The 12,546-nt window shown below is 37.2% G+C and carries 12 protein-coding genes; 7 read left to right on the forward strand and 5 right to left on the reverse strand.

The genetic code is table 11. The features are described from left to right. The first annotated feature begins 24 nt into the window (after positions 1-24). Positions 25-3,096 (forward strand): efflux RND transporter permease subunit, encoded by a 3,072-nt coding sequence (locus ACNSTQ_RS05940; RefSeq protein ID WP_418198929.1) that lies wholly within the window; start codon positions 25-27, stop codon positions 3,094-3,096. 257 nt (positions 3,097-3,353) lie between these two features. Here the strand turns inward: ACNSTQ_RS05940 and ACNSTQ_RS05945 are convergent, their stop codons facing one another. The 5 genes from ACNSTQ_RS05945 to ACNSTQ_RS05965 all read right to left on the reverse strand — a co-directional run bounded on the left by ACNSTQ_RS05945 (position 3,354) and on the right by ACNSTQ_RS05965 (position 6,177). Beyond that, complete coding sequence (locus ACNSTQ_RS05945; RefSeq protein WP_418198930.1) at positions 3,354-3,959, reverse strand: hypothetical protein; 606 nt, start codon at positions 3,957-3,959, stop codon at positions 3,354-3,356. A gap of 119 nt (positions 3,960-4,078) precedes the next feature. Next, positions 4,079-4,531 (reverse strand): GNAT family N-acetyltransferase, encoded by a 453-nt coding sequence (locus ACNSTQ_RS05950; RefSeq protein WP_418198931.1) that lies wholly within the window; start codon positions 4,529-4,531, stop codon positions 4,079-4,081. 390 nt (positions 4,532-4,921) lie between these two features. Further along, positions 4,922-5,143, reverse strand: coding sequence for a DUF3813 family protein (locus ACNSTQ_RS05955; protein WP_418198932.1), 222 nt, complete (start codon positions 5,141-5,143; stop codon positions 4,922-4,924). Further along, complete coding sequence (locus ACNSTQ_RS05960; RefSeq protein ID WP_418198933.1) at positions 5,136-5,279, reverse strand: hypothetical protein; 144 nt, start codon at positions 5,277-5,279, stop codon at positions 5,136-5,138. The genes ACNSTQ_RS05955 and ACNSTQ_RS05960 overlap by 8 nt, the downstream gene beginning before the upstream one ends. A 79-nt stretch (positions 5,280-5,358) precedes the next feature. Then, positions 5,359-6,177, reverse strand: a complete 819-nt coding sequence (locus tag ACNSTQ_RS05965; RefSeq protein ID WP_418198934.1) for a Cof-type HAD-IIB family hydrolase — start codon at positions 6,175-6,177, stop codon at positions 5,359-5,361. Between the two features lie 182 nt (positions 6,178-6,359). Between ACNSTQ_RS05965 and ctaG the strand changes: the two genes are divergently transcribed. The 6 genes from ctaG to ACNSTQ_RS05995 all read left to right on the forward strand — a co-directional run bounded on the left by ctaG (position 6,360) and on the right by ACNSTQ_RS05995 (position 12,526). Then, entirely contained in the window at positions 6,360-7,289 is a 930-nt protein-coding gene (ctaG, locus tag ACNSTQ_RS05970) for a cytochrome c oxidase assembly factor CtaG (protein WP_418198935.1), read from the forward strand. Between the two features lie 73 nt (positions 7,290-7,362). Continuing rightward, positions 7,363-7,995, forward strand: coding sequence for an SCO family protein (locus ACNSTQ_RS05975; RefSeq protein WP_418198936.1), 633 nt, complete (start codon positions 7,363-7,365; stop codon positions 7,993-7,995). Positions 7,996-8,290: 295 nt separating this feature from the next. Then, positions 8,291-9,328: an N-acetyl-gamma-glutamyl-phosphate reductase gene (gene argC, locus ACNSTQ_RS05980; RefSeq protein ID WP_418198937.1), complete on the forward strand. Its 1,038-nt coding sequence runs from the start codon at positions 8,291-8,293 to the stop codon at positions 9,326-9,328. A 32-nt stretch (positions 9,329-9,360) separates the two neighbouring features. Further along, positions 9,361-10,596: a bifunctional ornithine acetyltransferase/N-acetylglutamate synthase gene (gene argJ, locus ACNSTQ_RS05985; RefSeq protein ID WP_418198938.1), complete on the forward strand. Its 1,236-nt coding sequence runs from the start codon at positions 9,361-9,363 to the stop codon at positions 10,594-10,596. Between the two features lie 23 nt (positions 10,597-10,619). Then, the gene (gene argB / locus ACNSTQ_RS05990; RefSeq protein ID WP_418198939.1) at positions 10,620-11,399 is read left to right on the forward strand and encodes an acetylglutamate kinase; all 780 of its coding nucleotides are present in this window, start codon (positions 10,620-10,622) and stop codon (positions 11,397-11,399) included. Then, positions 11,396-12,526, forward strand: a complete 1,131-nt coding sequence (locus ACNSTQ_RS05995) for an acetylornithine transaminase (RefSeq protein WP_418198940.1) — start codon at positions 11,396-11,398, stop codon at positions 12,524-12,526. The genes argB and ACNSTQ_RS05995 overlap by 4 nt, the downstream gene beginning before the upstream one ends. The last annotated feature ends 20 nt before the right edge of the window (positions 12,527-12,546 follow it).

Below are 12,546 nucleotides of genomic sequence, written 5' to 3' on the forward strand. Positions count from 1 at the left end.
TTTGTTATTTTAGGGGGATAGCCTATGTTTGATTGGTTAATTCAAAAATCAAAAATTACGTTAATGCTTTTATTCTTTTTGACATTGATCGGTTTAATTACTTTCTTTCAATTGCCACAACGTGAAATACCTGAGATTTCACTACCTGTAGCTTCAATTTCAACGATTTATTCTGGTGCCGATCCAGAGACAGTTGAGCGATCTATAACTGTACCGATTGAGGAAGAATTAGATAAAATTGAAGGGATAAATAAACACACTTCGATTTCAGCAGCTAGTGTTTCTACGATCGTATTAGAGCTAGATGAAGGAATAGATCAAGATAAGGTGTTATCAAAAGTCAGTCAAGCAATAGCTAATATCTCAGGTTCATTTCCTGAAGGTGCTTTACCTCCTTCTATGAGTGATGACAGAGCATTGGGTGCCTTATCTTCGTACCATCTTGTAACAGAGGATAATTACGAAGAACTGTATGCTTTGCAGCCGCTTATTGCAGATTGGCAAAGAGCGATCGAGTCTGTTCCTGGAATAAAAGGAACAGTCGTAAAAGGAATTCCGGGTCAGGAGTTACTTTTAACACTGGAACAAGAAAAAATGAGTGAATACAGTATTTTCCTTCCAAGTATTTTGACAGCAATAGAAGGAGAATTTGACCAAGTCCCACTTGGTAAACAAGAACGTAACGGTAGTGTAAATCAATTGAAGCTACCTGTAGTGAAAGATGTTGATCAACTTCGTCAATTAGTTGTCGGGTTTTCAAATGAGGGGGACCCGATTACGTTGAATGAGATGGGTCAAGTTGAACTTCAATATGAAAAACCAACAGATATTATTACGTATGAAGGAAAACGTGCAATCTCATTTACAGTTATTCCTGAAAAAGGTATTGATGTACCCTCTCTTCATCGAACGATTGATGAAAGAGTAACTGAGTTAAGTGGAAGTCTTCCAGCTACTGTTTCGGTAGATCTTTTTTATACTCAAAATAATATCGTTACAGAAATTTTCACTGATTTAGCCATTTCATTTGCTATCGCCGTTGGTGTCGTCATTATTGTAACGCTATTAGGGTTAAACTTTGCTTCAGCCATTATAGTTGCACTAGCAATTCCAACTTCTATATTATTAGGTTTAATTCCATTACCTTATTTAGGGGTAGATTTAAATCAAATTTCAATTATTGGTTTTATTATTGCGTTAGGGATATTAGTCGATGATGCGATCGTTGTAAATGATAACATTGAGCGTCGATATAAACTTGGTGACTCTCCGCTTGATGGGGCTTTAAATGGTACGAGAGAAGTCAGAGTTTCCATCATCACATCAACGTTAGCCATTGTATTTACATTTTTACCACTGGTCTTTATTACCGGCAGTGGTGGCGATTTTATTCGTGCACTACCAAGCGTACTTATTACTACCATCATTGCTTCTACCATTATTTCGTTGACATTAGTACCTATTTATCGTGTATGGCGTCAGAAAAAGCGAAAAACAGTTCGAAAGTTTGATAATGGCTTACTTGGAAAACCTATTGACCGGCTTGCCGACTGGTATGCAGATAAGGTTTTAGGAAACATTGTGCGAAAGCCTTGGCGGATTGGAATAATGGGGCTTATTATATGTACAGCTGTATACGGTTTAGTACCGTTTATTCCGGTTGTCTTTTTTCCAAGTGCAGATCGTCAAGAAGTGACAGTTGACGTAATCGCACCAGTTGAAATGACAATAGAACAAACAGATGAACTATTAGCTTCAATCGAGGAACGAATGAGAGAAGATCGATCGATTGTGGAAGTATCCCGCTTTACTGGAACGGGGCTCCCGCCATTGTTCGGTTCGGTGTTAACCGGTCCTGGTGAGAATACAGGACAATTACTCGTTCGTGTCGATAAGGAAGAGCAGTCAGCAGAAGAGACAATCAGTAAGTGGAGCGATATATTACAAGATGAGTTCCCATCTGTGGAAACAAAGTTAACGACAATTGAGGCAGGCCCACCAGTCGGTGCGCCAATTGCTATTAAAGTTTCAGGTAAGGAAATTGATACACTTCTTGAAATCACCGGCGATTTAAGAAGCTCAATTGCTCAAATGGAAGAAACACGGACCGTTGTTGATGATGTCGGTGAGCCTTGGCCAACAATTGTATTGGATCCAGATCGTAGTAAATTAGATGAATACGGAATTACAATGAAAGAAATCAGTCAACAAATTCGTTTAGTAACAGAAGGCATTCCGGTGGGTCAATTTGATGATAGTTTTAATTTTTATGACATGAGGCTAATCATAAAAGGAGATGCAACGAATGGTGAACTCGACTTATCTGAGCTTTCAGTTCCAGTTGAAACTAACCTAGGACCGCCTACATTCATTCGTTTAGATGAATTGTTAACTGAGAAAAATTCAGAAGAAATACAACGCATCCCACATGAGAATGGGATGAGAACAGTAACGTTAAGAGTCTATCCTAGAGAAGATATGAAATCATCATTAGAATCAAACATTTATGACTTTATTGATGGCTATTCATTTAATGAAGACTATTCGATATCTGTCGGCGGGGAAACAGAAGCTAGAAGTGATTTCTTTATTGAAGTAGGAAAGCTTTTCATTGTTGTTGTATTTCTTATCTATATTGTAATGGCTTTTCAATTTTATTCATTATCTACGCCAATCCTTGTGATGAGTACGGTGTATCTAGCCATTTCAGGTGCTGTGATTGGTCTGTTCATAACTCAAACAGGCTTAGGTTTTATGGCGATGATGGGGGTTGTATCGTTAGCTGGTATTGTTGTTCGTAACTCAATTGTTCTAATTGAATTTATTGAACAGCGAATAAGAGGGGGCTCTTCATTAAAAGAAGCAGTTATTGAGGCGGGGAGAGCAAGATTACGCCCGATTTTACTAACGGCTTTAACGGCAATTGGGGCACTAGTTCCGATAGCACTTAGCGGGGATGTGTTGTTTACACCATTAGCGATTTCTATCATTTCAGGAATATTCTTTTCGACATTCTTTACATTACTTTTAGTGCCTGCACTATACACAGCTATAGCTATGCGTAAAATGAAGAAACTTGCGAAGAAGGGTAGTTAGTTAGAAAAAGAAAAAGAGTGGCTGAAAAGCTTTAATGGAAATCGAGGCTGACTGAAATATGTGTTCCTCCTATTAAAGATAGTCCCTACATTTTATGTAGTAGCTATCGTCGTTTAAGAGGAATCTGACACATATTTAGTCAGCCTCTTTTGTTGTTTCAGTAGGAATGTAATATTGTAAAGGTAAGTTTTGAGTGAAAAACCTTTGGAAGTGAAATTCTAACAAACGCTGGTTATTTAAGGTTGTGAATACTAATTTTATAAAAGTTGAGAAACTTCCTCTTTTCGATTAAGTAATTTCCTTAGCCGTTTTTTATGGGTTTTTATTTTTTGTTCATCGTTTTCTTGAATTGCCTCGTGTAATTCCATCAGTTCGTAATCAATCTCCATTTTGGTAATGTTGTAAACCGTTTGAGGCTCTAAGTTATGACCATACTCCCTGTATTCTACAATTGAACCATTCCTATTCATAATAATTTTTTCACTCCCATCAATTTCGATAATAGACTGAATACTCCCCGTTTTGTAACTTGTGATGTAGTGGGGGCCGCCAGTACCAGTGAACTTTTTTACTACGCCATTCCCATTGAACCGAGAGATGATGACTTCGAGTGCTTCCACAATGATTTCGTCATTTACAGTTAGATAGTCGACATCCAATGTAAGAAAATCATTGTTACGGATGAATGGTATCTCGTAAAGTGTTTCATGGTTGTCAATAATGAGTAAGATCGTATCGTCTTCATACCGCCAGAAGAGTGAGAAATTTTCATTCATCATTTTTTTGATAAACTGATGGAGTGCATGCTTGGACAGTTCCACATGAAGGTTGCTAAATTCTGCTTCGTAGTAATAATAAGACACGGGCCACACTCCTTTATCGCTGTCATGACTGAGGTTTCTAAAGGTTGCTACTATACTATGAACAACGAAAATAAAAAAGAAGTAAAAAAATAAAACTGTTGAATATCCATTCAACAGTTCTAAAATCTAAACCCGTATCGTTTTGAAATAATGTCATAAAAACCTAAGGAGTTATACAACGCCTTGGTTGCTTCATTGTTAATTCCTGTTTCTAACTCAATTCCTTTAATGTTTTCATTTTCGGACCAATAAATGATTTTAAGCAGGAGCTTTTTGGCGATTCCACGATTTCTGTATTCCTTATGAACATATAAATCATTTAACCATATATAGTGGCCACCTTTTGTAATACTAATTCCAATATTAAAAAATGCAGCTCCGATAATTGCCCCTTCTAATTCTGCTACAAAAATTTTTGCAGAAGAACCTTCTTGAAGGGCAAGATTAATAGCATCTAAAAGTAGATCATAAGCGTCATCTTTACCTAAAGTTTCCATTTGGCCCATCAAAAGATCAGCTATACGAATGCGTAAAGATTGATCTGCATCTTTTGGAACTTCAAAAATTTTCATAAACCCTAGTCCCCCTATTCAAGACTAATATATTCAATACTAGACTATTAATTACTATTAGTTCCTGTCTTTTTAATAGGCTCTTTACTCAAACATTGTTGCTCTCTGCTTTTGGCTCTTCGCGCTGTGGTGAAGCGAAACGGTCCAAAAGCATATAGTTTTCGAAAACAGCCTTTTAATAACGATTCTCCATTTAATAGATTAACATAAAAGTGATAGAGGGGATAGGGTAATTAAAATGAATCTTGTTAGTTTAATTGGATTTATTTTACATATAACTCATGAAATGTTGATTGAAACAAAGTGAGAAGAAGTTGCTTTGTTAACCCACATTCAAAACCTCACTTATTCCGGATAAGTCCAAAGAAGAAGTGAGGTTGCGACTAGTTTTTATTGATATTCATTATCAATTTGATTAAGTGATTCTTGAATTTCTTCTAATTGCTCTTTTTGGGCTGTCGTTGAATTGGCAAAAGCTGAAAGTAAATTATTCCTCGCTTTTTCAACCTGAATTTGAGCCGCTTGCATTTCTTCTGGTGTAACAGCATGCTGAGCCATTTGCTCAGCTAATTCAACAGCTGTTCTAGCCTCTTGTAACAGTTGATTACTCATCACAGTCCCTGCCTGTGTTATGATTTGGTTTTTCAGCCTCTGCCATTGTTGTTACGTTATTGTACCGTTCATTATTCGGTTGAACTGCATCTTTGCCTTGTTGAATTTCACGTTTTGATCGGGATCGTTTACTCATGTGTATTTGCTCCTTTTAATAAAAATTGAAGAGAGAACTATTTCTCATGCAATCATAGTTTCTCCTAGGAGCACGCGACTTATGTAGTTTTAAGGTTAAGCTTTTCTTCCAGATAGATTGCGATGCCATCTTCTTCATTACTTAATGTAATGTCGTTTGCGATAGATTTTAATTGTGAAATACCGTTTTTCATCGCAACACCGGTGCCGGCAAATTCAATCATTTCAAGGTCATTATCTTCATCACCGAATGCGATAATTTTTTCCTTCGGTATGTGGTAATAATCAGCAATTCGTTTTAGACCAACAGCCTTATTCATTCCTGCTCGAATGATCTCGATAATATTCCAAGGAGCTCCCCAAGAGCGTTGATCAACTACTTCCGCATGGGCTTCATCTAATAAACTTCGAAGGTCATTTACATGCTCATCTTTCGGATGGACAAGTACAGATGTTGGATCATCTTGGAGTATTTTAAGCAAATTTCCATAATCAACAGGGTTTTGTCCTAATGTAAAGTTTTCAATAAATACTTCATCGTAATAACGAAGGTAATAATCATCAATGACTTCTACCATAATATTATTGACCCTGAATGCTTCACAGGTTTCAATGATTGTCTTTGCTGTTTTCACATCTAAGGGAGTATGAAAATAACCAAACGAGTGATCGAGAGGGTGATGAACGAAAGCGCCATTAAAATTTACGATCGGTGTTGTAAGTGCTAATTCATTATAATATTGTACGCTCGCTCTGTAAGGTCTTCCAGTCGAGATACAGACAATATGTCCTTTAGCTTTCGCCAACTCAATCGTTTGTTTCGTTCGTTCTGAGATTGTTTTATCATCTTTTAATAGTGTCCCATCTAGGTCAAGGGCAATTAAATGAGTATTGCTCATAATATAGCTCCTTTACGTTCAAAATATTGTTAGAAATTAGCCATCACTTTACAGCTTAGGAAAAAGAAAAAAGTGTGCTATAGTTATTAACGAGAGTATCATATATCTTCTTTTTACACTACCAATGGTTATCTTATTCCCTATAATTTAATTAGAAATGCACTCGATAGGAGGAAGGCAAAGTGTTACAACAATTATTTACAAACTTTGGTTTTCGTGCATTATGGACACCAGAGCTCATCGTTATATTAATTTTCGTCGGCTTTCTTTATTTTAGACTTGTCGGTAAATGGAGAAACCGCTTTGTAGGAGCAGAACCTGTCTCAACTAGTCAAAAAACGTATTTCATTCTTGGTTTGTTTGCTCTTTACCTCGGGTGGGGAAGCCCTTTATATGTTGCTGGCCACTTAATGATCAGCTTCCATATGGCTCAAATGGTTTTTGCTTACTTTATAGCAGTACCTTTATTTATTTTAGGGATGCCTAAATGGGTTTTCCATGCCATTATCCAAAAAGCAAAAGGGACCATTTTTGAGCGAGTAGGAAAGTTATTTTTTTCCCCGCTTATTGGCGTGCTATTTTTCAACTTTCTTTTCTCTGTCTATCATTTACCAAACATCTTTGATTTCTTAATGAAAAACATCGTGCTTCATAGTGGTTATGAAATGCTCATGTTTGTTGCTGCAACGCTGATGTGGTGGCACATGATTGCACCGATTCCGAGCAAGGCGAAGCTTTCAGATTTACGTAGAATGGGCTATATCTTTGCTAATGGTATTTTAATTACACCAGCTTGTGCACTAATTATCTTCGCGCCGACAGCTATGTATAGTGTATATACGGATCCAAACACATGGGCAACTGTAATGGCGTTTTGTTTACCAGCAGGTGCTGAAATTCCATACAATCTATTTTCGAGTGGTACAAATCCATTTTCACCGATTAACCCAAGGTCTGATCAACAGTTAGCAGGTATTTTGATGAAAATCATGCAGGAAATTACGTACGGTTTTACATTAGGATATGTATTTAAGCAATGGATAAAGAAAGAAAAGCAATCGGAAGGACCTTCAATTAGTGACATTCCAGCTACTCATACGATTAAAAATTAATGATTTGGTTTGTCTATAAGTGGAGAGACAATTTCTCCACTTATAGAAGTTTTATTTTTTAGGAGTTGTTATTATGAAACAGCATTTTAATGATTTATTTCAACGTAGTAAAATACTCTTACCAGTATTAGCATTTGCTCTTATCTTAAGTGGTTGTGGTTGGATCTATCACACGGACAAGAAGGATGACAATGTTTTGGATCTTACCCCAGCTGAATTATCTATTATCCCCTTTACATCTGTGAACCAAACTGGAGAAAAGGTTACACATGAAGATTTGCGCGGTACTCCGTGGATTGCGAATATGGTCTTCACACGTTGCCCAACCGTTTGTAATTTAATGACACCTAATTTTAGAGTGTTGCAATATGCTCTTGAAGAAGAAGGCTTAGATGTTAAGATGGTATCCTTTACGGTTGATCCCGAATACGACACGCCTGAACGATTAAACAAGTATGGTGAAAATAATGATGCTGATTTTTCACGTTGGATGTTTTTAACTGGTTTTTCAGAAGAGGAAATTACAGAGATCGCCACTCAATCTTTTCAAACGATCGTCCAGCCATTACCGGATGGTGAGGACATTATGCATGGGACAAGTTTCTATTTAGTGGACGAAGAAGGAAATGTCATTCGATCGTATGATGGTTTAAAAGCAGACCCAGAACCAATTATTAATGATATAAAACGTTACTTACAGCAATAATCAATCAAAAGGGTCATGGCAACTAAAACGTGTAGAATTATCTACACGTTTTTTTGTGCTTCTGTATAAATTATGGAAAGACACCTAAGTAAATGAGGATAAAGCAGGAAGTAATGTCCAAGGAAATCATGGATTTTACTGTTAATACTGGGTAAATAATAAGAAGTGTAAGAAAATTCGGCTAAAAATAAAAATACAGTTGCATTTATTTTTATTCATATTTATAATAATACACAACGTGAAGAATATGGAATTGGTTGAAAAATTTTAAACCTTTTTTGGAGGAGGAGAACTAATGAAAGCAGCAATTATCGGAGCAACAGGTTACGGCGGAGCAGATCTAATCCGGCTACTACATAATCATCCAGAGGTTGAGTTACGTTCTGTTCACTCTTCCTCACAACAAGGAATTAAAATAAGTAAAAGTTACCCACATCTACAAGGAATTACAGATTTAGTTTTACAAGACATTGACCCTTTACTAATTAAACAGCAGGCAGATGTTGTATTTTTATCGACACCACCAGGCGTATCAAGGGACATTTCCGGTCAACTGTTAGAAGTAGGGTTGAAAGTCATTGATTTATCAGGTGACCTACGGCTAGTTGATGAAAAAGTCTATGAAAAATGGTATGGAATTAATGCTGCAAAAACTAGCTTACTAGAAAGAGCGGTATACGGTTTACCTGAATGGGAGAAAGAAAAGATACAAGAAGCTGAATTAATATCCAACCCTGGATGTTATCCAACTGCAACATTACTCGGTTTATTACCACTTGTGAAAAATGAATTCATTGATAATAAAAGCATTATTATTGATGCTAAATCAGCAGTCTCAGGTGCAGGTAGATCGCCTTCACCGGTTACTCACTATAGTGAAATGAATGATAATTTTAAAATATATAAAGTCAATCAACATAAGCATATTCCTGAAATTGAGCAAGGATTGAATGTTTATGGAGGAGAGGTTCCCTTTGTGACGTTTAGTACACACCTTGTTCCTATGACAAGAGGAATTATGTCAACCATCTATATGAATAGTAGTAACCAATTAACTGAAAAAGAGCTACGTGATCTTTTTGAAGAAACCTATAAGGATGCACCGTTTGTAAGAGTCAGGGAATCAGGTGAGTATCCTTCGACAAAAGAAGTATACGGTACGAATTACTGTGATATTGGCGTGACTTATGATGACAGAACGGGAAGAATAACGGTTGTTTCAGTCATCGATAATTTAATGAAAGGCGCTGCAGGTCAGGCGATTCAAAACCTAAATATAATGAACGGATTTGAGGAGACTTCAGGATTAAACTATATCCCGACTTACCCTTAAGCCATTTGGATGACGAGAGGTGGATTACAGAAATGAATATGTTAAGTAATAAAGTTGAAACAGTTACTTCAGTTGAAGGTGGAACAATTATTACCCCAAAAGGATTTTCCGCATCAGGGGTATACACAGCTGTTAAAAAGAGACGACTTGATTTAGGGGCAATTATTTGTGAAGTACCCGCAAGCAGTGCGGGCGTATATACATTAAATAAAGTTCAAGCAGCACCATTAAAAGTAACAAAAGAAAGTATTGCCACTGAAGGAAAGCTAAGAGCTATTATCGTAAATAGTGGAAATGCGAATGCATGCACAGGAAAAAAAGGGTTGGAAGACGCATACGAAATGCGTCAACTAGGAGCAGAAAAGTTCACATTGCCTGTTCATCAAGTAGCCGTCACTTCAACTGGAGTGATCGGAGAATTTTTACAGATGGATAAGATTAGAAAAGGAATTACTGAACTAGAGCCTGAAGCTTCATTCGAGGGTGCTAATCGTTTTAATGAAGCAATTTTAACAACTGATACCGTAAAGAAACATGCGTGTTATAAGACGGTCGTTGATGGGAAAGAAATTACAATTGGCGGAGTGGCAAAAGGGTCCGGAATGATCCACCCGAATATGGCAACCATGCTTGGTTTTGTGACAACTGATGCCAACATTGAACCTGAAGATTTACAAAAAGCATTATCGTATGTAACAGACAAAACGTTTAATCGAATTACTGTTGATGGAGATACGTCAACAAATGATATGGTTGTTGTGATGGCTAGTGGTTTAGCGAATAACGATCCGTTGACTGAAGAGCACCCAAATTGGTCAGATTTTCTCACAGCACTAGAGATGACGTGTGAAGGATTATCGAAAAAGATTGCTCGAGATGGTGAAGGAGCAACGAAACTCATTGAAGTTCAAGTGAAGGGTGCTGTAAATAATGAAGAAGCAGGAAAAGTTGCAAAACAAATCGTAGGATCCGACTTAGTCAAGTCAGCTATCTACGGAACAGATGCAAACTGGGGACGTATTATTTGTGCAATTGGTTATAGTGGTGCTGATATTGATCCAGAAACCATTGATATTGCTTTAGGTCCGATTGAAACATTGAAGATGAGTCAACCTGTTTCGTTCTCAGAAGAAGAAGCAAAAACGTACTTAAACAATGAAAATATTGTAATAAAGGTAGATTTACATGTTGGTGATGGTTTTGGTAAAGCATGGGGTTGTGATTTAACGTATGATTACGTCAGAATAAATGCAGGTTATCGTACGTAAGCGATAACGATGAGGGGAGAACTATGAAAGAGATTGTCGTTGTTAAATGTGGAGGTAGTACAATCGGGGAACTTTCAGATGAGTTTTTTCTTAGTATTAAATCATTAAAAGATGCAGGTAAAGCACCAGTGATCGTCCATGGAGGCGGTCCAGAGATTAATAAACTATTAACGGTAATGAAAATAGAAAGTGAATTCATTAATGGATTACGTAAAACAACAAAAGATGTATTAGATACGGCAGAGATGGTTCTTTGCGGAAAAGTAAACAAGAATTTAGTGATTAAATTACAAGCTGCTGGATTAAACAGTATTGGTTTATCCGGGTGTGACGGGAAGCTAATGACAGCTGCTCCGATTGATAAAGAAAAGCTTGGGTTTGTTGGGGAACCTGTTTCAATAAATGAGCAAATGCTTCAACAACTAATAGAAAGCGACTTAGTTCCAGTAATCGCACCGATAGGAATAGGAGAAGACGGAGAACGATACAACATTAATGCTGATACTGCTGCTGGTGTGATTGCAGATGCACTAAATGCCAAACAGCTGTTATTTGTAACAGATGTACCAGGCATATTAAAAAATGGAACGTTACTTGAACAAGTGACAACAGAAGAAGTCGAACAATTAATTGAGACTGGGACGATTTACGGTGGTATGATTCCAAAAGTGAAAGCAGCAATAAAAAGCCTGCAAGGAAAGATTGAAGCGGTGATGATTGTCAATGGAAAAGGAACATCATTAACGAAGCACGGCTCAATCGTTGGGACGAAAGTTATTAAAGAAAAGGTGGCTTTAACATGAGTTCTATTTTTCCAACGTACGCTAGATGGGATGTAACTGTCCAAAAAGCAGAAGGCGCTACATTAATTGATACGAACGAAAAAGCGTATTTAGATTTTACATCTGGAATAGGTGTATGTAATTTAGGTCATAACCATCCAGTCGTTCATCAAAAAGTAAAAGAACAATTAGATCAAGTGTGGCACGTTTCTAATTTATTTCATATACCTACTCAAGAGCAAGCAGCACAAATGCTAACGGAACACTCTTGTGGCGATTATGTTTTTTTCTGTAATAGCGGGGCTGAAGGAAATGAAGGAGCGATCAAACTTGCCAGGAAATATACGGGGAAGTCGAAAATCATTTCTTTTAAACAGTCTTTTCACGGTCGTACATTCGGCTCCATGTCTGCAACAGGTCAAGAAAAAATTCATGAAGGTTATGGACCACTACTTCCACAGTTTGAATATGCCGTATTCAATGACATTGCATCAGTTAAAAGTTTACTAGATGATCAAGTGGCTGCCGTTATGATTGAAGTCATTCAAGGAGAAGGTGGAGTTCACCCTGCAGATCCACAATTTATGGAAGAACTTCAGCAAATATGCATTGATCATGATCTATTATTGATTGTTGATGAAGTCCAGTCAGGAATAGGAAGAACAGGGAAAGCGTTCGCTTATGAGCACTATAATATCTCACCGGATATTATCGTTTCGGCTAAAGGACTAGGAAATGGATTTCCAATCGGTGCAGTTATTGGAAAAGAAAAATTTAAGGAAGCTTTTGGACCTGGAAGCCACGGTTCAACCTACGGTGGGAATCCATTAGCAACTGCAGCTGCTTGTGCGGTTATGTCACAAGTCTTTCAACCTGAATTTCTTCAGGAAGTAGAAGCAAAAGGTAACTATTTTAGAGAATTATTAAAGGGAAAATTAACTTCTAATTTTGTTAAAGAAATTAAAGGTAAAGGTTTAATGATTGGTATCGAATGTGAAGGTGAGGTTGGAACGTTGTTAACAGAGATGCGAGAGAAGGGTTTTCTTGCATTAAGTGCTGGTCCTAAGGTTATCCGATTATTACCGCCGTTAACGGTAACTAATGAACAACTGGAACAAGCGGCAACAATTCTAGCGGAAGTTTTATAAGAGTACTAGAATTAGCCGAA

This window comes from Alkalihalobacterium sp. APHAB7, assembly GCF_048323755.1.
GTDB lineage: Bacteria > Bacillota > Bacilli > Bacillales > Bacillaceae_F > Alkalihalobacterium.